A 22,331-nucleotide genomic window follows, 5' to 3' on the forward strand; every position below is an offset into this window, starting at 1 on the left:
GGACCATGATGCTCATCCTCTGCCCATTCTGTGGCAAACGCAATGAAAGTGAGTTCGTCTATGGCGGCCCGGTCGGTGCTGCTCGACCCGATGCCAACGCCGTCAGCGATGCTGATTGGGTCGAATACCTGACCATAACGCCCAACCCGATGGGGCCTGTGCAAGAGCGGTGGTGGCACGCACGGGGCTGTGGCGAGTGGCTGACAATCTGGCGGGATACCGTGACACATGACATTGTGGAGGTGCCCGATGGCTCAGATTAATCGCCGCGCAGTGGGTGGTCGTGTTGATCGAAGCCGCCCTCTGACGTTCCAGTTCAATAGGAAAACTTACGAAGGGTTCGAAGGGGACACTCTGGCCTCGGCCTTGCTGGCAAACGGGGTGCGAGTAACAGCCCGTAGTTTCAAGTACCACCGCCCACGCGGCATTGTCGGACACGGTCCCGAAGAGCCAGGAACGCTTGTGGAGCTGGAAGGCGAGGACGCCTCGGGCAACCGTCCAGCGACCACGGTTCCATTGCGCGAAGGGCTGAATGCACGCTCGGTCAATTGCTGGCCTTCACCCGAGTTTGATCTGGGTGGGATCAATCAACTGCTGAGCCGTTTCATTCCTGCGGGCTTCTACTACAAAACTTTCAAATGGCCTAACTGGCATCTGTTTGAACCGTCTATTCGCAAGGCAGCGGGTTTGGCCGCAGCGCCTGCGCACCCGCCGTCATCGGGGCATTTCGAAGCGCGCTACGCTCATGCAGATGTCTTGATTGCAGGTGCAGGTCCCGCTGGCCTGCAAGCTGCACTTGAGGCTGGTCGGGCGGGCAAGCGTGTCTTCCTCGCAGACGAGGGAACCGAAGCGGGCGGCAGCCTCCTGAACCGCACCCTGATCATTGGCGGGCGTCCGGCGATGGATTGGGTGGGCGAAGCGGTTGAAGAACTAAGCCAAATGGCAAACGTCACCCATCTTCAGAACGCGACCGTATGGGCCTATCGCGAACACAACCTACTGATCGTCAATGAACGCGAGCCGGATCAGGCCAGCATTCTAGAACGCAACTGGCGGGTCCGTGTTGCTGAGGTGGTGATTGCCACCGGGGCCACGGAACGGTCGATGGTGTTTGCCAATAATGACAGGCCGGGCGTCATGTTGGCCTCATCCGTGCAGGCCTATGTTAATCGTTGGGGCGTGACACCCGGTCAGAGTGTGGTTCTGTTCACCAACAACAACAGCGCTTACGCAGTGGCCGCCGATCTGGTCGCAGCTGAGGTAACGGTTAACGCGATCCTCGATAGCCGCGACACGGTTCCGCAAAATGCATTGGATCTGGTGCCGGGGATAAACATCCATGCCGGAACAGTTGCGGCCGATATCCGCGGATACAAACGCGTCCGTGCAGTGAAGGCCGTTCACAAGACCGGAGGCACTGGGATCTGGATCGACTGCGATCTGCTGGCCCATTCGGGAGGCTGGAACCCAACCGTGCATTTGTGGTCTCAGTCCCGCAGCACACTTCGGTTTGATGAAGAACTCGCTGCGTTTTTGCCCGATCAACCGATTCAATCCTGTCGGGCCGTCGGCGCGGCGACGGGGGATCTGACACTGGATCGGATCATCGATGACGGTTCAGAGCTGCCTTATTCGATTGAACCGCTATGGCGCGTAGATGTGCCAGGGCAACGCGGAAAGGCATTCCTGGATATTCAGAACGATGTTGCGGTCAGCGATGTGCATCTGGCGCTGCGTGAAGGATATGACAACGTGGAACATGTCAAACGCTACACCACTGGCGGGATGGGCATAGATCAGGGCAAGACGGGCAATATCAACATTATTGGCACCGTTGCTCTGCAAAAGGGCGTTCTATTGCAAGATGTTGGCACGACGACATTCCGCTCTCCCTACACGCCGGTCTCATTCGGTGCGATTGGGGGGCTGCGTGAGGACTCGGTGTTGTTCCCCTACCGGCACACGCCGGTGACCCAATGGAACAAGGATTATGGCGCAGTGATGTATGAGGCTGGTGCCCGATGGCGCCGTCCGGGGTTTTTTCCCAAACCCGGTGAGGGCCTGCAAGAGGCGGTGAACCGGGAATGCCGCGCGGTGCGTGAAGGCGTTGGCGTATACGACGGTTCGCCGCTCGGCACGTTCGAGCTTAAAGGGCGCGATGCTCCGCGCTTTCTGGATTTTCTGTATTCGAACATCATGTCCAGCCTGAAGCCCGGCGATGGTCGCTATGGTCTTATGTTGTCGGATGACGGTCTGATCATAGATGACGGGGTGGCCTTTCGGCTGGATCAGCACTGCTGGATAATCTCGACCTCAACAGGTCACGCGGACGCCGTCAACCAGCACATGGAAAAGCTGCTTCAGACCGAGTTTCCTGACTGGCAAGTCATGATCACAACTGTGACAAGCCAGTGGAACAACGCCACCATTTGTGGACCCCGCGCGCGCGATGTCATGCACGCGCTGTGTACGGATATCGATCTGTCGCCCGAGGCATTCCCCTTCATGTCGTTCCGGGACGGTACAGTTGCGGGGTTGCCTGCGCGGGTTGTGCGCGTCAGTTTCACCGGTGAACTATCCTATGAGGTCAACGTTGCCCCACGCCACATGGCCGCCTTGTGGGACAAGGTGATGGAGGCTGGTGCACCCTTTGGTATCCTGCCTGTAGGATCGGAATCCAGCCATGTCTTGCGTGTGGAAAAAGGCTTTCTTTCGCTGGGGCACGAGGTCGACGGTACCGTGGACGCCTATGACCTGGGCATGGGCTGGGCAATGTCGAAGAAAAAGCCCGACTACCTAGGCAAGCGCTCGGTCCACTTGCGCCGTGAAGCGGTAGGGGAACGCCGGGAATTGGTCGGCATCTTGCCCGAAGACCCTGACAAGCAAGTGCCCGAAGGCGCGCCACTAACCCCTGAAGGTCGCAAAGAAGCGACCGAAGGATTGGTTACCGCCTGCGTCTGGAGCGTCGTCAACAATCGCTGGGTTGGCCTGGCGTTGCTGAAGAACGGGCAGGAGCGACACGGGCAAACCGCGCATGTTCGGCTGAAAGACGAGGTGATCCCGGTGACCATCACAAAGCCTGTATTCCATGACCCCGAGGGTCAGCGCCTGAGGTCCTGAGATGAGCTACGACGTCAAGATCGAACGCCAAACCCTGAATGCGCTGTTTGACCTCAAAGGGGATCCCGAGGTCGTTCAAAATTGGGCCGAATTTTCTCTGCCAAGCCGCCCCAACACGAGGGCGATGCAGGAAGCGTTTGAGGTATATCACATTGGACGCAATCACTGGATTGTACGTGCTTCGCTGGAACTGGAAGAGGCACTGGAAGCACAGCTCAAACCAACGGATTGCCCTGCGGACATCAGTATAGTGCGGATATCGGACACCCTTACCTTCTTTAGTGTCGCCGGACCCCAAGCCGCTGAAGTGATGGCTATTGCCTGCCCGCTTGATCTGCATGTCACTGCTTTTGATGAAGACGCAGTAACCTATTCCGAGTTGTTTGGCCTAAAAGCACTTGTGATGCGCTGCGAGGCTGGTTTTGAGTTTGCGGTTGAACAGAGTTTTGGCGACATGGTTCAGGATTATCTGACCCGAGCAACTGCCTGACGCAATTCGAAGCAGGGGCGGTTTACGCCTTATGGCTATTCATTATCTCGGCGGTCTATATGCATATCGTCCGGGAACAGGGTTCAGATAAGGACATAGCGGACTTATCGAAAATCATTGGCTGGCACAAAATCCTTTGTGAAGTGTTGCTTTTAGACGGGACATCGCGCCACAGGTGCAAGGCTTGCAAGTTCCGATCATTTAGTATACCGCCGCATACAATTAGGATCCTCGGGCGTTCATAACGTCTTTGAGCCCCTGCTAATCGAGCCACATATACCGGAACGAGCCATGAGCCTTTACACCAACTACCTCGACGAAATTGAAGCCCGCAAAGCGCAGGGTCTGCATCCGAAACCGATTGATGACGGCGCGCTTGTCAAAGAGCTTGTTACGCAGATCAAGGACGTCGATCATGCGCATCGTGCGGATTCTCTAAACTATTTCATCTATAATACGCTGCCCGGCACGACCAGCGCCGCTGGCGAGAAGGCACGTTTTTTGAAAGAGATCATTCAGGGCGAAGCGCTGGTTGACAAAATTTCAGTACCCTTTGCCTTTGAACTGCTGTCGCACATGAAAGGCGGTCCTTCGGTTGAGGTTCTTCTTGATCTGGCTTTGGGTGGTGATCCCGAGATCGCAGGGCAGGCGGCTGAAGTGCTGAAAACACAGGTCTTCCTATATGAGGCTGATACGGATCGTTTGAAGGAGGCGTTTTCTGCCGGAAATCCGGTCGCACGCGACATTCTTGAAAGCTATGCGCGGGCCGAGTTCTTCACCAAGCTGCCCGATATCGAGGAAGAGATCAAAGTTGTCACGTATATCGCTGCCGAGGGCGATATTTCGACTGACTTGCTGTCGCCGGGCAACCAGGCACACTCGCGCTCGGATCGGGAGCTGCATGGCAAGTGCTTAATCTCGCAGCAAGCGCAAGACGAGATTCAAGAATTACAGCGCCAGCACCCAGATAAACGCGTGATGCTGATTGCTGAGAAAGGGACAATGGGCGTTGGCTCGTCCCGGATGTCGGGTGTCAACAACGTGGCGCTTTGGACCGGCAAGCAGGCCAGCCCATATGTGCCATTCGTAAACATTGCCCCGATCGTGGCCGGCACGAACGGTATCTCTCCGATCTTTCTGACCACCGTTGGTGTGACGGGCGGGATTGGTATCGACCTGAAAAACTGGGTCAAGAAAGTCGATTCCGCGGGGAATCCGATCCTCAACAATGACGACAGCCCTATCCTGGAGCAAAAGTACTCGGTCGAAACCGGGACAGTGCTCACGATCAATACGAAAGACAAAAAGCTTTATGACGCCGATGGCGCCAAAGAGCTTGTTGATATTGCCTCGTCCTTCACTCCGCAAAAGCAGGAGTTCATGAAGGCCGGCGGATCCTACGCCATCGTGTTCGGCAAGAAGTTGCAAACATTTGCAGCACAGACACTGGGAGTCGAGCTGAAGTCGGCATTTGCGCCGTCGAAAGAGATCAGCCGAGATGGACAGGGCCTGACCGCGGTCGAAAAGATCTTTAACCGCAACGCTTTGGGAGTAGTGGAAGGCACGGTCTTGCACGCCGGGTCGGACGTACGGGTCAAGGTCAACATCGTAGGATCGCAGGACACCACTGGCCTGATGACCTCGCAAGAGCTTGAGGCGATGGCGGCGACCGTGATTTCTCCAACCGTCGATGGGGCGTATCAGTCCGGTTGCCACACCGCCTCGGTCTGGGACAAGAAGGCGCAAGCCAACATCCCAAAATTGATGGCGTTTATGAACAATTTCGGCCTGATCACAGGGCGCGATCCCAAGGGTGAATATCACTCGATGACCGACGTGATCCACAAGGTTCTCAACGATATCACCGTGGATGATCGCGCCATCATCATTGGGGGCGACTCGCATACGCGCATGTCCAAAGGTGTAGCTTTCGGGGCGGATTCGGGCACCGTTGCCTTGGCACTGGCCACGGGCGAAGCAACCATGCCCATTCCGGAATCCGTGAAGGTGACGTTCAAAGGCAAAATGGCCGATCACATGGATTTCCGCGACGTGGTCCACGCGACACAGGCGCAGATGCTGAAGGCTTTCGGCGATAACGTGTTCCAAGGGCGTATTATCGAAGTTCATATCGGAACCCTGCTGGCGGATCAGGCTTTTACCTTCACCGACTGGACGGCCGAGATGAAGGCGAAGGCTTCGATCTGTATTTCCGAAGACGAGACCCTGATCGAGTCACTGGAAATCGCCAAAGGTCGGATTCAGATCATGATCGACAAGGGCATGGAGAATGAGGCACGGACCCTGCAAGGCCTGATCGACAAAGCCGACGCACGTATAGCCGAGATCAGATCCGGCGCAGTTCCAGCCCTGAGGCCGGATGAAAATGCCGAGTATTTTGCCGAACTGGTCGTTGATCTGGACGAGATCAACGAGCCCATGATCGCCGACCCTGATGTGAACAACGCGGATGTCTCCAAGCGTTATACGCACGATACGATCCGGCCTGTTTCCTACTACAAAGGGGAAAAGAAAGTGGATCTGGGATTTGTCGGATCTTGCATGGTCCACAAGGGTGATCTGATCATCGTATCGCAGATGCTTAAGAACCTTGAAAAGAAGGAGGGCAAGATTGAATTCAAAGCCCCTCTGGTCGTCGCGGCGCCAACCTACAACATCGTTGATGAGTTAAAGGAAGAAGGTGAGTGGAGCATTCTTCAGGAATATTCCGGTTTCGAATTCGACGATCTTTTCCCCAAGACATCAGCGCGAACCGAATACGAAAATACGCTGTATCTTGAGCGTCCGGGCTGCAACCTTTGCATGGGTAATCAAGAAAAGGCTGAGAAAGGTGATACTGTTCTGGCGACATCTACCCGCTTGTTCCAAGGGCGTGTTGTCGAGGACTCGGAAGATAAGAAAGGTGAATCCCTTCTGGCTTCCACACCGGTAGTTGTACTGTCTGCCATCCTCGGGCGAACTCCGAAAATCGAGGAATACAAGGCCGCTGTTGAAGGGATCGACCTGACCCGCTTTGCACCTCCGGTCGCCAAGCCCGCAAATTCCAATTCGGCACATTTCTGATTGGAAAAGGCCGGTCGCCGCTCAGGCGCACCGGCCTTATGCTGTCTAATAGAATCCATTCTGAATCGATAAGTCTAGCAATGCTTGTATTGCGGAATGAGATTTAGCCATTTCAGTAGGGTCATGATCCCCAACCAATAGAGACGGTTTCCGCGAGAGCGATGTCTGCGAGAAAGACCTTTGGGCAGCCTTCATAGCGCGTTGCGCCGCGTCTACAGCCCTTGAGCCTGCTGAACATGATTTCAACGCGGTTTTGCCGCTTGCATCTGCGTTTGTCGTATTTGAAGTTGTACTTTGTTGCTTTCGGCCTGGAATGCCAGCGCGTATCCCCTTGTCTTGTGAAGACTCCCTGAACTGGTTTGCATCAGAGCCGCGATCTGCGAGGTGAGTCCAAGCAGAAATCAACGATCTTGACTGACATTGGGGTTGACGCAAAGGGGTTCATACTCGCGACGATCCATAGAGCTAAAAATACGGGTTCGCTAGAAACGTTGACAAGCATTGTGGATGGTCTGGAGGCGGTTGCGAAACAAAATCCGGTTGTCTTGCCATTTCATCAACGTACTGCCGCAAAGATAAATGGAATCGGTCGTAAATTCGAATATGTCTAAACGATAAACCCAGTCGGGTACTTGGATATGGTCGCTCTAGAAAGCAATGCGGTGCTGGTTTCTACGGGCTCTAGCGGAATGCAGAAAGAAGCGTATCTCTACGGCGTACCCTGCGTCACTATTAGAACGGAAACAGGGTCGATTGAGCTTGATGAAAGCGGCTGGAATCGTATCGTTTCGCCCATAGAAGGGGATATCGAGGATGGTATCCTAAGTGCGATAGGGACTAGCGGAAATCAGATAGAAATCTATGGTGATGGAACCGCTTCGCAACAAATCGCACAGATACTAGCCGCGCGAGTTTAAATACCTTCATAGAGCGCCGCCAACTTCTTGGCTTGCGCAGGCCAGCTGTAGGTCTCCCAAAGCTTCCTTCTGTTGTCGACGCTTAACGTAAAGCGTTCGGGATGGTCCAAGACATCCCGAATAGCTTCAGCAATGCTCTGAGGATCTGTTTCGTCCATTGCTCGCCCCAAACCGAGCGATTCTGTAAAACGGCGCATGTCGGGAAGATCGGAGACACAGATCGGCAATCCTGCAAACGCGGCTTCGAATAGCTTATTGGGCATTGCAAACCGATAGCTTAATGACGCATCTTGAATCGGAATGACTGCAACATCTGCGGTACTAATCGCTATGGGTACATCTGGAGCAGCCACTGGTGGAAGCAAGGTAACGCGATCATCCACACCTAGGTCATGAGCGACACTCATGAACCACTTGTCGTTTCGGAGGTGCCGTGGGCCCATCGAAGCTAACTTGACTTCGGGAAGATGAACCAAAGCCTCAAGTACTTTATCTAACCCACGATGCGATGTTTGAATGCCGCCAGTAAAAATAATCAAGGGCGCCCCGTCTGCAACTTTTGCCTGAGCACGAATTGAAAGCTGATCCAATTCCTGTTTATTACGACCGTCTATGTAATCGACATCTATCTCTGGAGCGTTGAGGATTAGTGTCGGACTATCTTTGAAGCGTTTGGCATACAAATCTGCGATGGACGACGATACGGTGATCATATAATCGACGAAGGGGAGGCAATCGTCTTCTAGGTTTTCTGCAAAGTTCGATCCATCAGTTGGATTCTTCGTCGCCCGTGCTGGTTCATATTCATGTGCGTCATATACAAGCTTCGCCCCAAACTGTTTTGCAAGCACAACGCCCGCCGGGAGACAATAGATGTCATGAGCGTGAATGACGTCCGGGGTATCATCAAATTTAAGGTGGCAAAGGTTTTCTGCGTAAATCAATGATTCCAACTGATAGAGTTTAAAGAAATTCTCTCTGACTTTTCGGGCCATCAACATAAATGACTTGAGGTTTTTCGGGCCCTTTCCGAATCCAAGTCCAAGCCGTGTTTTCCAAAGCAGCCGCTTGTGTACGAGTTTTCTAGCCCGCCTTTCATCACCACCGAAGTTTTTGTAGTACATCGGGTCAAGCTTTTGGACGGCTTCGTCCGTGAGGAAAGTCTTCAACCAGGTTTTTAAAGAATTTAGCTGAATAGCGGATTCGACATACGGTAAGACACGTTGCTCGACTTGAGCGGACGTTCGCTCCATAAACGAGAAACGTTCAAGCAATTTTTCAGTGATGTTCTCACAAGACTGCCAGTTGAATCGAGTGATCTGAATGCCATCAATGACCTCTTCTTGCGGCGAGCCTCCAGGCCAGTCGCAGAAAATGTGGACATCGTGGCCCGCTGCTTGAAGCGCGCGCGCTTCTTTGAGAACGCGCGCATCCGCCGTAATTTCGTGGTAGGTAAGACAGAATACGGTTTTTTGAGATTTGGCACGGGTGTCTGACATCGGTCGAAGATCAATCTAGCTCTGACAATTCCGAACTGCTCTAACAGAGGTTGATCGGGGTTTCCAGCGTGATTGGCGATGCTTGAAATGCCTTCCTCTCTTGACTTCCCAAAGAAATTCTTGGAAGCGCTGTAGCACAATTTGAGCACTTGGGACGCACCGAATGAGCAACTTTGCATTGATAGGAACCGCAGGATACATCGCGCCGCGCCACATGAAGGCGATAACGGATACCGGAAACACGTTGTTGGCTGCTCTGGACACAAGCGACTCCGTTGGGATTATCGATAGCCACTTCCCCGATGCACATTTTTTCACAGAGTTTGAGCGTTTTGATCGCTATGTTGACATGTTACGTCGCAGCGAAGCGGGCAAAATTGATTATGTCTCGATCTGCTCGCCGAATTACCTCCATGACAGCCACATGCGGTTTGCATTGCGTTCTGGCGCCGATGTGATCTGTGAGAAGCCGCTGGTGTTGAACCCAGAGGATATCGATGGCCTGGAAGCGATTGAGCAAGCGACTGGACAGACCGTAAACACGATCCTGCAGTTGCGCGTACATCCCTCGATCATTGCTCTGAGGGACAAGATTCGAAACAGCCCCAAGGATACCAAGTACGAGGTCGATCTGACTTACATCACATCCCGTGGACGTTGGTATCTGGAGAGCTGGAAAGGAGATGTCCGCAAATCTGGCGGTATTGCCACCAACATCGGCGTGCATTTCTTTGACATGTTGCATTTTCTCTTCGGAGACCTTCAGGCAAACCACGTCCATCTCAATGCCCCGACAAAGGCTGCGGGTTATCTGGAGTTCGAACATGCCCGGTGCCGTTGGTTCTTGTCGTTGGATATTAACGACGTTCCGGCAGATGCGCGGGAAGCTGGAGCCAGAACCTATCGGTCGATCACGATCAATGAAGAAGAGGTCGAGTTTTCTGGTGGTTTCGCTGATTTGCATACGCGAAGCTACGAAGAGATTTTGAAAGGGAACGGGTTTGGGCTTAACGAAAATCGACCAGCGATTGGTATGGTCAACTATATCCGCAATGCACCAATCGAAGCTCGCAAGGGCGAGCAGCACCCCAAGTTGAATTCCGGCACTGATCAATGATTGCAGTGTTCGCCTACGCGTTTCCTCATCGAAAATCTCATGATTTTCTCGTAGAGCTAGCGCTGATGGGTCAACGAGAGGTGACCGTAATCGGTGCACCTTTTCAAAAGCTGCCATCAATGGATCGCACAGTTTACTTCCCACATACGCTCAGGGCAGTACCACCGCTTGATACAAAGGAACTCTGCGAGCGCTTAGGTTTTTCTTTCGTTGAAATGCCGCATAGTGATATCGACGGCATCATTAATCTGGTTGATGAGCATGGTTTGGAGCTAGGTATCATATCCGGCGCGCGAATCCTCAAACGACCAGTTATCGAAGCCTTCAAGCAGGGTATTGTGAACTTTCATCCCGGAAAGATTCCCGAGACATCCGGCCTGGATGCATTTTTCTATACTCTCAAAAATGGAGTCGATGCCGGGGTTACGACTCACCTGATAGACCCCAGGGTTGACGCGGGGCAACATCTGGCATTTGACGCTACTCAAATCAGCGCGACGGATACTCCTGAAATAGTTCAGGAAAACACCTATCGACTGCAAATCACAGCGCTAAGACAATTCTTGGATTGCTGGACCAAATCGGAGCTGTCGCCAACTGCGCTTCATAGGCCCACTAAAAATGAGCCCATGGCACCCTCCAAAAAATGGGAAACCTTACTTAACTTCCCAGCTTGGCGTGCAACTAGGGTCCGTATGCAGGCATTTGAAAGCATGAAGGTGGCGTGCAACCAGGGTGACGTACAGGCTGTTTCGAAGATACTTGAAATCCACCCTGATCTTCTGGAAGAGCGCACTGAAAAAGGGTGGACGCCACTGATCATGGCTGCCTTCAATCAGCGCCTTGAATTGACAAACTACCTGCTAGAGCACAGGGCAAATCCGAACGCGACCGGAAGAAACGGCACTACTGTTCTAATGTATGCAAAAACCGCGCTTATGGCTCATCCAAATGCAAGTTTTGAACTTTTGGATACGTTGTTGGCAAGTGGAGCAGATCCTTTGCGAACAGATATGCATGGCCGAGCACTTATGGATTATGTAAAGGATGCAAAGGCAGAGCACCTAGAACGATATTTTCAAGAGAAGATAGGGCGTCATTAGATCAATGCAATTTATTGACCTGGCGGAACAACAGAAACGTATCAAGGATCAGCTTGATGCCGGCATTGCCAATGTGTTGGCGCATGGGAAGTACATTCTTGGCCCAGAAGTGGCTGAACTAGAGGCACGGCTGACTGCCTTTACGGGTGCCAAACATTGCATCACTTGCGCCAATGGAACGGATGCATTGCAAATTGCCTTGATGGCGCTTGAGGTCGGGTCGGGGGATGAGGTCATCACGCCCGGATTTTCATATATCGCCACGGCTGAAGCCGTCAGATTGCTGGGCGCAAAGCCGGTTTATGTCGATATTGACCAGACTAGTTATAACATTGATCCCAACAAGCTTGACGCTGCGATCACACCCCGGACAAAGGCAATTATACCGGTGTCGCTGTATGGCCAACCTGCTGATTTCGAACGAATTAACGAGGTAGCTGTGGCAAACGGCTTACCTGTCATCGAGGATGCTGCTCAGAGCTTTGGCGGATCGTTGCGTGGCAAACGGTCAGGAAACCTGTCAACGATTTCCTGCACCAGCTTTTTCCCATCGAAACCCCTTGGCTGCTACGGCGATGGTGGTGCGATCTTCACCTCGGACGATGATCTGAGCGTCATTCTTCGCCAGATTGCCCGGCACGGGCAGGATCGGCGTTATCACCATATCAGGGTTGGCGTTAACAGCCGTCTGGACACGTTGCAGGCTGCGATCCTGCTGTGCAAGCTGGATATTTTCGAGGATGAACTGGTCCTGCGAGACACCGTCGCGGACCGTTACAAAGTGCTACTGAAGGAAACCAATATCGCCGCTCCAACGCTGATGGAGGGGGCGACCAGCGCCTGGGCGCAGTATACGATACGCGTGGACAATCGTGAGGATGTGCAAGCTAAGCTCAAAGACGCCGGGGTTCCGACCGCCGTGCATTATCCACTGCCGTTGAACAAGCAACCAGCTGTTTCTGACCCAAATGCCGACTTGCCTGTTGGCGATCAGGCCGCCGCAACAGTGATTAGCCTGCCGATGCACCCGTATCTGCAGGAGAATTCGCAAGAGCAGATAATCGAGGCACTGAAAAAAGCGATCTGATCACGCTGACGGTTTAATCGGTGCTGTGGCCGGCGAATTCAGGTTTAGGCAGGTTCGCAGGTTCTATTTACCGTAATATGCGCGATACCAGTCCACGAAGGCCTGAATGCCGTCCCTGATTTCGGTTTTTGGGCGATAACCGGTCAGGCGGTGCAGCAGATCGGCATTGGCCCAAGTTGCAGGCACATCGCCCAACTGCATCTCCATATAGTTTCGGATCGCGGGTTTGCCGAGGCTTTCTTCGATGGCGTCGATGAAATCCAACAAACGCACTTTGTCTGAATTTCCAATGTTCACTATGCGATAGGGAGCGACCGGGCTCAGGCTGTCACCTTCGGCGATGTCTTCGGGGGCTTTGGGGCGAACAGGCACAACGTCGATCAGCAGAGAGATTGCGCGCACCAGGTCATCCACATAGGTGAAATCACGATACATGTCGCCGTGGTTGTAGATGTCTATCGGGCGGTCGTTGAGGATAGCGTCCGTGAATTTGAAGAACGCAAGGTCCGGGCGCCCCCAAGGACCGTAGACTGTGAAGAAGCGGAACATTGTCGTCGGAATATCCCAAAGATGGGCATAGGAATGCCCCATCGCTTCATTTGCCTTTTTGGTGGCTGCGTACATAGTGAGTTGATGATCTGCTTTTTCGCACTCATCGAAGGGCATGTCAGGATTTGCCCCGTAGATCGACGAAGTCGAAGCCATCAGCAGATGCCGCACTTTGTGCCGCCGCGCAGCTTCCATAACGTTGAACGTCCCGACAACATTGCTTTCGACATAGGCGCGCGGGTTCTCCAGGCTATATCGGACGCCAGCTTGCGCCGCGAGGTGGATGATCACGTCCGGTTCAAAAGCATCAGCGATCTGGTCGAACTTGGCGGTATCTTCCAGCATCCCTTCATCGCACGAAAAATTTGGGTTCTCCAGCAACAGCGCATGTCGGCTCTGTTTGAGGCGGACATCGTAATAATCAGTCATCCCGTCAAAGCCATGAACCCGGCAACCGTTCTCAAGCAAAAGTTTGGCAAGATGGAACCCGATAAATCCGGCAGTACCTGTGATCAGAACCTTTTGCATGAGGTATTTCCTTGTTTCGGGGCATCGCGCGTGCGTTCGAAGGCACATATGACGCCAAGAGCCGAAGGGCTCAAGCGGTCATTTCATGGCTGAGTGAGCATGAATCTCTAGTGGTGTGCATTGCAATCTTCAACAAGTCTTCAACCGGGCCAAGGAAGCGAGTAGGTTTTGACATTCGTAAAGAACCTCATTGCCTCGATGACCCCTTCTTTGACACCATTGCCCGAATCCTTGATGCCGCCAAAGGGGGACATTTCGATACGGTATCCGGGTTGTTCCCAGATATTGCAGGTGCCCACGCTCAGCCCATTGATATAGGCAATTGCGCGGTTCAGGTCATTGGTACATACCCCCGACGACAGGCCGTACACAGTAGAGTTCGAGATGCGCATGACCTCGTCATCGTCGTCGGGCACGCGAATGATGGGAATAATGGGGCCGAAAGTTTCCTCCATCACTAACGCAGAGTCGTGGGGAACGTCGTCGACCACGATCGGCGGCAGCAGCGCGCCCTGACGTCCGGGGTGGTAAAGGACTTCTGCTCCCGCTTTCTGGGCCAAGTGAACACGATCTTCGAAAAGCTTGGCCGCTTCCTCGTGGATCACGCAACCCAGCTCGGTCTCAGGATCCTGCGGATCTCCGAACCTGATCTTTTTGGCCTTCTCCAGCACCAAAGGCACAAAGGTGTCCGCGACACTCTCTTGCACCAGTATACGCTTGATCGCAGTGCAGCGTTGTCCCGAATTGCCGGTGGCCCCGGCTACGGCGATCGTTGCGGCCCTGTCTAGATCGGCATCGTTGAGGTCATTCAGAACAATCAGTGGATCATTACCGCCCAACTCCAGCGCCTGACGTTTGTAAACCGCCTTTTCTGCGATCATCTTGCCCACGGTAACACTACCGGTGAAGGTTATGATGTCGATGTTCTCATTGACGATCATCTCATCCCCAATGTCCTGTGGCCAGCCAGTGACCACCTGAAACATCTCAGACGGCAGGCCTGCCTCATAAAGGATATCGGCCAGCGTCAGGCAGGTCAGAGGCGTCAACTCGGTCGGTTTGCAGACCATGCAGTTATTGGTGGCGATCGACGGAGCAACCTTGTGGCTGACCATGTTGAGTGGATGGTTGAATGGAGTGATCGCGCTGATTGCGGTCACAGGCTCGCGCATCGTGAAAATCTTGCGGGCTTTACCGTTTTGGGTCAGATCGCACGCAAAGATTTCGCCGTCATCTTTCAGTGCCTCGGCCGCCGCAAATTGAAAGACATCCTGCGCGCGCTTGGTCTCGTAGATCGCGTGTTGATGGCAGATGCCAAGCTCAAGCACCAGCCATTTGGCGAGGTAATCGCGACGTTCACCAATCAGCTCTCCAGCCCGTTGCAGGATTTGGCTGCGTTCATAGCGGGTCAGTTCGGGCTTGTAGTGGGCCGCAATTTCGAAGGCGCGGCGCGCGTGTTCAGCCTGCCCTGCGGGCACATGGCCCACGACCTCATTGGTATAGGGGTAGTGAACCGGGATGGTCTCAGCGGTAAAGATGATCTCGCCACCAATTCGCATCCCTTCATCACGGATTTCGGTGACTGCCATGGCAAGAACCATCCAATGAAATCGGACCGCGTACCGGTCTATTACTCTGAAAACACATCAAACGCCTTCAACGCCTTGGCGCTGTAGGCGTAAGACGGGCCGCCGCCCATATAGGTGGCCATAGCCAGCGCTTCGCACAGCTCTTCGCGGGTCGCACCCAGCCGCACCAATGAGCGGACATGGAAACCGATGCAGCTGTCGCAGCGCGTCGCGATGGCAATCCCCAACGCCATGAATTCCTTTGTCTTTTCACTCAGCGCACCATCTGTTTTGGCGGCCTTACCCATGATGCCAAAACCACGGACGGTTTCAGGCACTTCTTTCGAGAATGCACCAATATTGGCCTCGGTCTCGGCCATGAAGTCTTTCCAGTTCATCTTATGCTCCTTATCCGCGCTCATCTGCACCCATCCGGCGTTCGAGCCAACGCACACCGGCGCTGATGATCAGTACCAGCACCAGATACTCGAAGATCAACAAGGTATAGATCTCAAGCGGGCGGTATTCCGTCACTACCAGCTCATTCGCACGGCGTGTCAGTTCTTGCATGCCGATGACGCTGGCGAATGCGCTCATCTTCACAATGTAGATAAATTGGTTGGCGAGCGGTGGCAGTATACGCCGGATTGCTTGCGGCAGGATCACATAGCGCATGGTCTGAAAATAGTTCAGGCCAATCGTTTGCGCCGCCTCGCTTTGCCCTTTTGCGATAGATTGTATACCGGCACGGTAGATCTCGGCGGTAAAGGCGCTGTCCGATATCGCAAGGGTGATAATTGCGCCCCAGAAGGGATCGATTGGGATGTCCATACCCATCGACTGAAAGACAATCGGCAACCCGTAGAACACCCAAAACAGCATAGGCAACAGAGGGATCGAGCGGACAAATTCGACATATACCCGGTTTACCAGCCGCCAGCCGCGCTTTTCCGACAGACCCGGCAGGGCAACCAGCAATCCAATGACAATCGACAAAATCGCCGCAATCAGCGAAATCTGAATGGTCGCACCCATGCCCGAAATCAGGAATTTTACATTGGTCCAGCCTGAAGCCGTGGTTGGGTCAATGACGTACCAACCCCAGGTCTGTGAGGACGAACAGCCCGTGATCAGCAAGAAAAGGGGAAGGAAGAGAAGTGATTTTTTCATCGGACCCAACTCAATGCTGTAGAATTTGGCTCAGGAATTTCTGACACCGCTCAGACTTTGGATTGGTGAAGAAATGCTCGGGCTTACCTTGTTCGACAATCTCGCCTGCATCCATGAACACCATGTTGTCGGCCACTTTTCGGGCAAATCCCATCTCATGGGTCACCACAACCATGGTCATGCCTTCCTCGGCAAGTTCGACCATCACGTCGAGCACCTCGGAGATCATCTCAGGGTCGAGCGCCGAGGTGGGTTCGTCGAACAAAAGGACCCGGGGCTCCATGCAAAGCGAACGGGCAATTGCCACTCGCTGCTGCTGTCCACCTGAAAGCTGTATCGGGCGCTTGTCGGCCTGATCGGGTATATGAACACGCTCAAGGTAGTGGCGCGCTTTGTCCTCGGCTTCTTTTCGGCTCAACCCGCGGGCCTTGATGGGGCCAAGGGTCAGGTTTTCCAGCACTGTTAGATGCGGGAACAGATTGAATTGCTGGAACACCATGCCAACTTCTGACCGGATGGTGGCTGCAGATTTGGCATCATCGTTCAGTTCGACCCCATCGATGCGGATGGTGCCCTTTTGATGTTTCTCAAGCTGATTGATGCATCTTACGACCGTTGATTTACCCGATCCGGATGGGCCGCAGATCACAACCTTTTCACCACTGTTGACTGTCAGGTTGATGTTCTTGAGCACGTGAAATGTGCCAAACCACTTGTCTACGTCGACAAGCTCGATCGCTGCGTTTGGCATCTGCTGGCCCACTTGTGATTACTATGAGTTAATTAGTTGCTTGAGGTTATCTTTTTCTTTACGCTTAAATCAAGAAGCAATGTCGTGATAAAAGACTAACGCCACCAACGGGAGAACCACATGAAACGTTTTGTTAAAGTCGCGGCTGCGGCTGCGCTCGGTCTTGTGATCAGCGGCGCTGCGCAAGCACAGTCGGCTCTGAATGAAATTTTGGATGACGGCGTGCTGAAAGTGGGGACAACCGGTGACTGGAATCCGATGTCACTACGCGACCCGGCGACTAACAGCTATAAAGGCTATGATATCGACATCATGAACGCGCTGGCCGCTGATCTGGGTGTTGAGGTCGAATATGTGCCCACCGACTGGAAAACATTGGTCAATGGTGTGGTAGCGGGGAAGTACCACATCACCGGTTCGGCTTCTATCTCACCTCCGCGCATGAAAGTTGCAGGGTTTTCCGACAGTTACATCGCGGTTGAGTTGTTTCCCTACACAACCAAGGAAAAGGCCGACAAATTTGATGGCTACGACTCGATCAACAAGCCGGACGTGAAGGTTGCTACTACCCTGGGCACCACCTTTGAAAAGCGCGTGCGCGAATGGTTCCCCGATGCGGATATCAAAGTGGTCGAAGCTCCTGCACGTGGTTTTCAGGAGGTCTTGGCCGGTCGTGCAGATGTGTTCATAACCTCGAATATCGAGGGATCGACCCTTGAAGCAAAGTTCCCGGTCGTCCGCGTCAAGAATGCCGGTCCACGTTCTCCTTCTCCCATCGCGATGCTGTTGCCGCAAAGTGATCAGGTCTGGATCAACTATGTGAACAACTGGATTGAAGTGAAAAAAGCCCAAGGCTTCTTTGACGAAAACCGGGAACGCTGGGGTCTCTGATCAGAGGCCCTAGTAACTGGAGCGCCTGCGAGAGTTTTCAAAGTCATGAAACTTGAGCACATGACATGGTACGAGGTTAACACTCGTATCAATGCCGGTGCGGCCGTGTTGCTGCCGGTTGGATCGACCGAGCAGCACGGCCCGATGGGTCGCATTGGCACCGACACGATTTGCGCCGAGGCTGTCGCGCTCGCTGCTGCTAGGCAATGCGAGGGTATCGTCGCTCCGGCGCTGGCCTACACGCCAGCGCCTTTTAACACGGGATTTCCCGGAACGGTGTCTATTTCAGCCGAAACCTTTCGCACCATCGCAGATGAGGTGATCCGGGGGCTTTTGAAGCAAGGTTTCGTTGGAGTGTTCATAGTGAACGGACACGGGGCCAATCTGGCGCCTCTTCGGCAGATCGAAAGCGAAATTGCCGGTGGTCAATTGCTGATCCGTAGCTGGTGGGAGCCGAACGCAGTGAATGTTCTGCGACAGCAGCTCTATGGAGATTGGGAAGGGATGCACGCCACCCCCTCGGAGATTGCCATAACCCAGTCTTTGCTTGGACCATTGCCTGCCAATCAGGCCGCTGAGCCGCCCCAGAAACTCAGCGCCGAATACATCCGGGATCACGCAGGGGATCGCCATGGTCCACCCGACGAGCATCGCGCGGACTTCCCGGATGGCCGCGTTGGATCGCATTCAGCTTTGGCCAATCCTCAGGATGGCGAGCGTCTGCTGGCGATAGCAGCTGCGGCTATCGCTGCCGAGTTCCGGGCATTCGAACAAGGCTTCTAGTCACGGAGCGCCTGCAACGGGTGTCGCGGCCTTATTCTGCTTCGACCCCAAGCCCGTCAGTCGACAGGTCATCGAGTTTCGGCATCAACCGCAACAGTTCTTGCGCGTATTCGGTATTCGGACTGGCAAACAGATCGCTGGTGTCCTGAACCTCGACGATTTGTCCCTGTTTCATGACCGCAACTCGGTCACACATCTGGCGCACCACCGGTAGGTCGTGGCTAATGAACAGCATGGTCAGGCCCAGATGCTCTTGCAGGTCTTTCAGGATGTTCAATATCTGCGCCTGGATCGAAACGTCGAGCGCGCTTGTGGGCTCATCGCAGATCAGGAACCGGGGTTGTGTCGCCAATGCGCGGGCAATCGAAATACGCTGGCGCTGACCGCCCGAGAACTCATGTGGATATTTCAGCCCGGCCTCTGACCCCAACCCCACTTGATCCAGCAATTCGTCCACGCGGCGCTTGACGTCGGCACCTTCCATCAGGCGGTGATGGCGGATCGGCTCCGCCACAATTTCATCCACCCGCATACGCGGATTGAGAGACGAGTAGGGGTCCTGAAAGATCATCTGGATGTTCTTGCGGTACTCTTCCTGCACCGTACGATTACTCAGATCGCTTACCAGTTGTCCGTCAAAGGTGATGGTACCACCATCCACAGGATAGAGCCCTGCAATCATCCGCGCGACGGTGGACTTGCCCGATCCGGACTCACCGACAACCCCAAAGACCTCACCTGCACGAATGTCAAAGCTGACGTTGTCGACAGCGGTGAAGTAGGTACGATCCCAAGGCAGTAATCCACGCTTTTGCAGGAATTTCTTCGTCAGGTTGCGGATTTCAAAGATCGGTTTGCTGGCGTCGTTATCCACCTTGGGCCAGTGGCGTGCCATATCCTCGATCGCGAAACGCGTTTCACGCCCGCCATAGCTGATCTGAGGGAAACGATGCAGTTTCAGCGTCGGGCGTGGTACCGCGGCGATCAGGGATTTGGTGTATTCGTGTTGCGGCTGGCCCATCACCTGTGCCGTGGTGCCGCTTTCAACCACCTTGCCCGCATACATCACGGTCACGCGGTCAGTTGTATCGGCGATCACGCCCATATCATGGGTGATCAGGATGACACCCACCTGACGCTCTTGTGCCAGTTCCTTGATCAGGTCCAGAATCTGGGCCTGAACCGAAACATCCAAAGCCGTCGTGGGTTCATCGGCGATGATCACATCCGGTTCGGTGCAAAGTGCCAGAGCAATCACCACGCGTTGCCGCATGCCGCCCGAGAACTGGTGCGGGTACTGATCCAGCCGAGTATCCGGGTCTGGGATGCCAACGCGGTCGATCAAATCACGGGCGCGCTTGCTTGCCTCGGCCTCGGATCCACCCAGATGGGTCTGGATCGTCTCGACCAGTTGCTCGCGCACTGTAAATAGCGGGTTCAGCGACGTAAGCGGGTCTTGAAAGATCATCGAGATCTTCTTGCCGCGCAGCCCGCGCATCGCATCGGCATCGATGCCGCTGATCTTATCGCCGCCCAGCTTAATCTGACCGCTGGCAATGCGACCTGGGCGTTCCAGAAGGCCCATCACCGCAGCGCCGATGGTGGATTTACCTGCCCCGGATTCGCCCACAAGTCCGTGGATTTCACCGGGTTCGACAGAAAGGCTGGCGTGGTCCACTGCAGTAAACAGCTGGCGGCGGGTCGGGAATTCGACGGTGAGGTCTTGGATGGTCAGAAGGCTCATGAAATCACCGCAGTTTTGGGTTCAGCGCGTCGCGCAGCCAGTCGCCCAACAAGTTGACCGACAGGGCGAGGGCCAGAAGCGTGCAGGCCGGGAAGAACAAAATCCACCATTCGCCCGAGAACAGGAAACCTTGCCCGATCCGGATTAGTGTTCCCAGCGACGGCTGGGTCGGGGGGGCGCCCACACCCAGAAAACTCAATGTGGCCTCAGCAATGATTGCCAGCGCCAGCGAGATGGTCGCAATAACAAGAACAGGGCTGAGTACATTGGGTAGGATGTGACGGAACATGATCGGGAACGATCCACGCCCGATCAGGCGCGCGGCTTGTACATATTCCTTGTTTTTCTCAACCAGAGCAGCACCACGGACGACGCGTGCGAACTGCACCCAGTCCGACAACGCAATTGCGATGATGAGAACATAGATTGCCATCTCATCGCGGTATTCCGGCGGAGTGATCCCTTTGGCGATCCCAAAGATTAGCATCGCGACCAGAATGGCCGGGAACGTCAGCTGCACGTCTGCGATACGCATGATCAGCGTCTCGATCCAACCTCCGAAATACGCAGCGATCAGACCGAGGATCACGCCGATGATCAAGGCAAGAAGCACAGCAGAGGCACCTACGAACAATGAAATGCGCAACCCGTAGAGGATGGTCGAGAACACATCGCGCCCTTGGTCATCTGTGCCTAGCAAAAAGGTCTCTTGCGTAAACGCATTGGGCGTACCTGGTGGTGTGAACCCGTTCATCAGGTTCAGTGTTGCTGGATCGAACGGGTTATATGGCGCGATCAGCGGGGCAAAGATCGCCGCCAGCACCAGAATGACCACGACCAAAGATGCGATCATGGCTACGGGAGAGTGCCGGAACGACCAAGCGAAATCGCTATCCCAGAACTTGGCCGTGCGCGATTTAGGCGCGACTTTCGGGGTTTCCATCGTTTCGGTCATGTGGCCCTCGCGTCGACACGCAGGCGCGGGTCAATGGCATAGTACAGAAGGTCGACAATCAGGTTGATTGTCACGAACATCACCGAGATCAGCATCAGATAGGCAGCCATAACGGGGATATCCACGAACTGGATCGCGTTGATGAACAGCAGTCCCACGCCCGGCCATTGGAACACCGTTTCGGTGATGATGGCAAAAGCGATGATCGACCCCAGCTGCAGGCCCGTGATGGTGATCACCGGCACAAGAGTGTTCTTCAGCGCGTGGCGGAAATTGATCACCCGGTCCGACAGCCCTCGGGCGCGGGCAAAGCGGACATAGTCAGCGCGCAGAACCTCCAGCATCTCGGACCGGACAAGCCGCATAATCAGTGTCATTTGATAGAGGCCCAGCGTGATTGCAGGCAATATCAACGCCTTGAGCCCCGAGGTCGTCAGAAACCCGGTGGACCAACTGCCAATCATAACCGTCTCGCCCCTCCCGAAACTGGGCAGTAAGTCAAGTTCAACCGAGAAAACATAGATCAGCAGGATACCTATGAGGAACGTCGGCAGCGAAACCCCGATCAAGGAAACGGTCATGATCACATTGGCAGCGATCCCTTGTCGTCGGATTGCAGTAAAGACACCGAGGGCGATGCCCATCGTGATCGCAAGAAAGCCGGACACAAAGGCCAATTCCAACGTCGCCGGGGCGCGTTCCACCAGGATGGTCGAGACCGGTCGCCCCTGGCGATAAGACACACCGAAATTGCCCTGAACAGCGCCTTGCAGGAACTTGGCGTATTGCACAACAAAGGGTTGGTCCAACCCAAGCTCGGTCCGTAGGCGGTCAATGTCGGCCTGCGTGCGCTCTTGACCCAGCATGTTGTCGATCGGGTCGCCAACAAATCGGAACATCGAAAAGGCGACCAACCCCACGACCAACAGCACTATGACGGACTGGAACATCCGTCTGACGATATATGCGAACATA

At 54.3% G+C, this 22,331-nt stretch carries 18 protein-coding genes and 2 pseudogenes; 10 read left to right on the forward strand and 10 right to left on the reverse strand.

From position 1 onward, the window contains the following. Positions 1-5 precede the first annotated feature (5 nt). From ACR0A1_RS12300 to ACR0A1_RS12315, 4 genes are all read left to right on the forward strand, one after another. Positions 6-263 carry a sarcosine oxidase subunit delta gene (locus ACR0A1_RS12300; RefSeq protein ID WP_170635755.1) on the forward strand — a complete coding sequence of 86 codons (258 nt, stop codon included), beginning with the start codon at positions 6-8 and terminating at the stop codon, positions 261-263. Further along, positions 250-3,120 (forward strand): 2Fe-2S iron-sulfur cluster-binding protein, encoded by a 2,871-nt coding sequence (locus ACR0A1_RS12305; protein WP_480867716.1) that lies wholly within the window; start codon positions 250-252, stop codon positions 3,118-3,120. The genes ACR0A1_RS12300 and ACR0A1_RS12305 overlap by 14 nt, the downstream gene beginning before the upstream one ends. A 1-nt stretch (position 3,121) precedes the next feature. Continuing rightward, positions 3,122-3,610 carry a sarcosine oxidase subunit gamma gene (locus tag ACR0A1_RS12310; protein ID WP_480771745.1) on the forward strand — a complete coding sequence of 163 codons (489 nt, stop codon included), beginning with the start codon at positions 3,122-3,124 and terminating at the stop codon, positions 3,608-3,610. A gap of 291 nt (positions 3,611-3,901) precedes the next feature. Then, a complete protein-coding gene (locus ACR0A1_RS12315) occupies positions 3,902-6,694 on the forward strand; it encodes a bifunctional aconitate hydratase 2/2-methylisocitrate dehydratase (protein WP_480867718.1) in 2,793 nt (930 codons plus the stop codon). A 74-nt stretch (positions 6,695-6,768) separates the two neighbouring features. Here the strand turns inward: ACR0A1_RS12315 and ACR0A1_RS12320 are convergent. Continuing rightward, positions 6,769-7,078 (reverse strand): annotated as a pseudogene (locus ACR0A1_RS12320) (transposase); the annotation flags it as partial. Positions 7,079-7,104: 26 nt separating this feature from the next. Between ACR0A1_RS12320 and ACR0A1_RS12325 the strand changes: the two are divergent. Continuing rightward, positions 7,105-7,611 (forward strand): annotated as a pseudogene (locus ACR0A1_RS12325) (UDP-N-acetylglucosamine 2-epimerase). Here the strand turns inward: ACR0A1_RS12325 and ACR0A1_RS12330 are convergent. Continuing rightward, the gene (locus tag ACR0A1_RS12330; RefSeq protein WP_480751645.1) at positions 7,608-9,110 is read right to left on the reverse strand and encodes a glycosyltransferase family 4 protein; all 1,503 of its coding nucleotides are present in this window, start codon (positions 9,108-9,110) and stop codon (positions 7,608-7,610) included. The pseudogene ACR0A1_RS12325 and the gene ACR0A1_RS12330 sit on opposite strands and share 4 nt — an antisense overlap. A gap of 163 nt (positions 9,111-9,273) precedes the next feature. On the opposite strand from ACR0A1_RS12330, the gene ACR0A1_RS12335 reads away from it, so the two are divergent. The 3 genes from ACR0A1_RS12335 to ACR0A1_RS12345 are packed head-to-tail and all read left to right on the forward strand — an operon-like array spanning position 9,274 to position 12,417. Then, a complete protein-coding gene (locus tag ACR0A1_RS12335) occupies positions 9,274-10,227 on the forward strand; it encodes a Gfo/Idh/MocA family protein (RefSeq protein WP_480867720.1) in 954 nt (317 codons plus the stop codon). Beyond that, positions 10,224-11,330, forward strand: coding sequence for a formyltransferase family protein (locus ACR0A1_RS12340; RefSeq protein ID WP_170562078.1), 1,107 nt, complete (start codon positions 10,224-10,226; stop codon positions 11,328-11,330). The genes ACR0A1_RS12335 and ACR0A1_RS12340 overlap by 4 nt, the downstream gene beginning before the upstream one ends. 4 nt (positions 11,331-11,334) lie before the next feature. Next, positions 11,335-12,417 carry a DegT/DnrJ/EryC1/StrS family aminotransferase gene (locus ACR0A1_RS12345; protein WP_480867722.1) on the forward strand — a complete coding sequence of 361 codons (1,083 nt, stop codon included), beginning with the start codon at positions 11,335-11,337 and terminating at the stop codon, positions 12,415-12,417. Positions 12,418-12,480: 63 nt separating this feature from the next. On the opposite strand, the gene ACR0A1_RS12350 is transcribed toward ACR0A1_RS12345, so the two are convergent. The 5 genes from ACR0A1_RS12350 to ACR0A1_RS12370 all read right to left on the reverse strand — a co-directional run bounded on the left by ACR0A1_RS12350 (position 12,481) and on the right by ACR0A1_RS12370 (position 16,983). Beyond that, positions 12,481-13,494, reverse strand: coding sequence for an NAD-dependent epimerase/dehydratase family protein (locus ACR0A1_RS12350; RefSeq protein ID WP_170611609.1), 1,014 nt, complete (start codon positions 13,492-13,494; stop codon positions 12,481-12,483). Positions 13,495-13,634: 140 nt separating this feature from the next. After that, on the reverse strand, positions 13,635-15,083 hold the full coding sequence (gene phnY, locus ACR0A1_RS12355; protein WP_480867724.1) for a phosphonoacetaldehyde dehydrogenase: 1,449 nt from the start codon (positions 15,081-15,083) through the stop codon (positions 13,635-13,637). Between the two features lie 41 nt (positions 15,084-15,124). After that, on the reverse strand, positions 15,125-15,460 hold the full coding sequence (locus ACR0A1_RS12360; protein ID WP_170663478.1) for a carboxymuconolactone decarboxylase family protein: 336 nt from the start codon (positions 15,458-15,460) through the stop codon (positions 15,125-15,127). Between the two features lie 10 nt (positions 15,461-15,470). Next, the gene (locus ACR0A1_RS12365; protein WP_170407354.1) at positions 15,471-16,232 is read right to left on the reverse strand and encodes an amino acid ABC transporter permease; all 762 of its coding nucleotides are present in this window, start codon (positions 16,230-16,232) and stop codon (positions 15,471-15,473) included. A gap of 10 nt (positions 16,233-16,242) precedes the next feature. After that, on the reverse strand, positions 16,243-16,983 hold the full coding sequence (locus ACR0A1_RS12370; RefSeq protein WP_170407352.1) for an amino acid ABC transporter ATP-binding protein: 741 nt from the start codon (positions 16,981-16,983) through the stop codon (positions 16,243-16,245). A gap of 120 nt (positions 16,984-17,103) precedes the next feature. Here ACR0A1_RS12370 and ACR0A1_RS12375 point away from each other — a divergent pair, with 120 nt between their 5' ends. Next, positions 17,104-17,874 carry a transporter substrate-binding domain-containing protein gene (locus tag ACR0A1_RS12375; RefSeq protein WP_170393886.1) on the forward strand — a complete coding sequence of 257 codons (771 nt, stop codon included), beginning with the start codon at positions 17,104-17,106 and terminating at the stop codon, positions 17,872-17,874. Positions 17,875-17,919: 45 nt separating this feature from the next. Further along, on the forward strand, positions 17,920-18,657 hold the full coding sequence (locus ACR0A1_RS12380) for a creatininase family protein (protein WP_480762921.1): 738 nt from the start codon (positions 17,920-17,922) through the stop codon (positions 18,655-18,657). A gap of 31 nt (positions 18,658-18,688) precedes the next feature. Here ACR0A1_RS12380 and ACR0A1_RS12385 read toward each other — a convergent pair whose 3' ends face one another. Genes ACR0A1_RS12385 through ACR0A1_RS12395 form a run of 3 tightly spaced genes read right to left on the reverse strand, consistent with a single transcriptional unit; the run spans position 18,689 to position 22,330 of the window. Continuing rightward, on the reverse strand, positions 18,689-20,401 hold the full coding sequence (locus ACR0A1_RS12385; RefSeq protein WP_480762920.1) for an ABC transporter ATP-binding protein: 1,713 nt from the start codon (positions 20,399-20,401) through the stop codon (positions 18,689-18,691). A 4-nt stretch (positions 20,402-20,405) separates the two neighbouring features. After that, positions 20,406-21,356 (reverse strand): ABC transporter permease, encoded by a 951-nt coding sequence (locus ACR0A1_RS12390; RefSeq protein ID WP_170393891.1) that lies wholly within the window; start codon positions 21,354-21,356, stop codon positions 20,406-20,408. Further along, on the reverse strand, positions 21,353-22,330 hold the full coding sequence (locus ACR0A1_RS12395; RefSeq protein ID WP_170393893.1) for an ABC transporter permease: 978 nt from the start codon (positions 22,328-22,330) through the stop codon (positions 21,353-21,355). The genes ACR0A1_RS12390 and ACR0A1_RS12395 overlap by 4 nt, the downstream gene beginning before the upstream one ends. Between the last annotated feature and the right edge of the window lies 1 nt (position 22,331).

It is taken from the genome of Ruegeria sp. D6 (genome assembly GCF_056534365.1).

What these genes read in the sequence shown, in the direction of transcription:
- ACR0A1_RS12300 (WP_170635755.1), top strand. Translation starts at nt 6, where the DNA reads ATGATGCTCATCCTCTGCCCATTCTGTGGCAAACGCAATGAAAGTGAG.
- ACR0A1_RS12305 (WP_480867716.1), top strand. Translation starts at nt 250, where the DNA reads ATGGCTCAGATTAATCGCCGCGCAGTGGGTGGTCGTGTTGATCGAAGC.
- ACR0A1_RS12310 (WP_480771745.1), top strand. Translation starts at nt 3,122, where the DNA reads ATGAGCTACGACGTCAAGATCGAACGCCAAACCCTGAATGCGCTGTTT.
- ACR0A1_RS12315 (WP_480867718.1), top strand. Translation starts at nt 3,902, where the DNA reads ATGAGCCTTTACACCAACTACCTCGACGAAATTGAAGCCCGCAAAGCG.
- ACR0A1_RS12330 (WP_480751645.1), bottom strand. Translation starts at nt 9,110, where the DNA reads ATGTCAGACACCCGTGCCAAATCTCAAAAAACCGTATTCTGTCTTACC.
- ACR0A1_RS12335 (WP_480867720.1), top strand. Translation starts at nt 9,274, where the DNA reads ATGAGCAACTTTGCATTGATAGGAACCGCAGGATACATCGCGCCGCGC.
- ACR0A1_RS12340 (WP_170562078.1), top strand. Translation starts at nt 10,224, where the DNA reads ATGATTGCAGTGTTCGCCTACGCGTTTCCTCATCGAAAATCTCATGAT.
- ACR0A1_RS12345 (WP_480867722.1), top strand. Translation starts at nt 11,335, where the DNA reads ATGCAATTTATTGACCTGGCGGAACAACAGAAACGTATCAAGGATCAG.
- ACR0A1_RS12350 (WP_170611609.1), bottom strand. Translation starts at nt 13,494, where the DNA reads ATGCAAAAGGTTCTGATCACAGGTACTGCCGGATTTATCGGGTTCCAT.
- phnY (WP_480867724.1), bottom strand. Translation starts at nt 15,083, where the DNA reads ATGGCAGTCACCGAAATCCGTGATGAAGGGATGCGAATTGGTGGCGAG.
- ACR0A1_RS12360 (WP_170663478.1), bottom strand. Translation starts at nt 15,460, where the DNA reads ATGAACTGGAAAGACTTCATGGCCGAGACCGAGGCCAATATTGGTGCA.
- ACR0A1_RS12365 (WP_170407354.1), bottom strand. Translation starts at nt 16,232, where the DNA reads ATGAAAAAATCACTTCTCTTCCTTCCCCTTTTCTTGCTGATCACGGGC.
- ACR0A1_RS12370 (WP_170407352.1), bottom strand. Translation starts at nt 16,983, where the DNA reads ATGCCAAACGCAGCGATCGAGCTTGTCGACGTAGACAAGTGGTTTGGC.
- ACR0A1_RS12375 (WP_170393886.1), top strand. Translation starts at nt 17,104, where the DNA reads ATGAAACGTTTTGTTAAAGTCGCGGCTGCGGCTGCGCTCGGTCTTGTG.
- ACR0A1_RS12380 (WP_480762921.1), top strand. Translation starts at nt 17,920, where the DNA reads ATGAAACTTGAGCACATGACATGGTACGAGGTTAACACTCGTATCAAT.
- ACR0A1_RS12385 (WP_480762920.1), bottom strand. Translation starts at nt 20,401, where the DNA reads ATGAGCCTTCTGACCATCCAAGACCTCACCGTCGAATTCCCGACCCGC.
- ACR0A1_RS12390 (WP_170393891.1), bottom strand. Translation starts at nt 21,356, where the DNA reads ATGACCGAAACGATGGAAACCCCGAAAGTCGCGCCTAAATCGCGCACG.
- ACR0A1_RS12395 (WP_170393893.1), bottom strand. Translation starts at nt 22,330, where the DNA reads ATGTTCGCATATATCGTCAGACGGATGTTCCAGTCCGTCATAGTGCTG.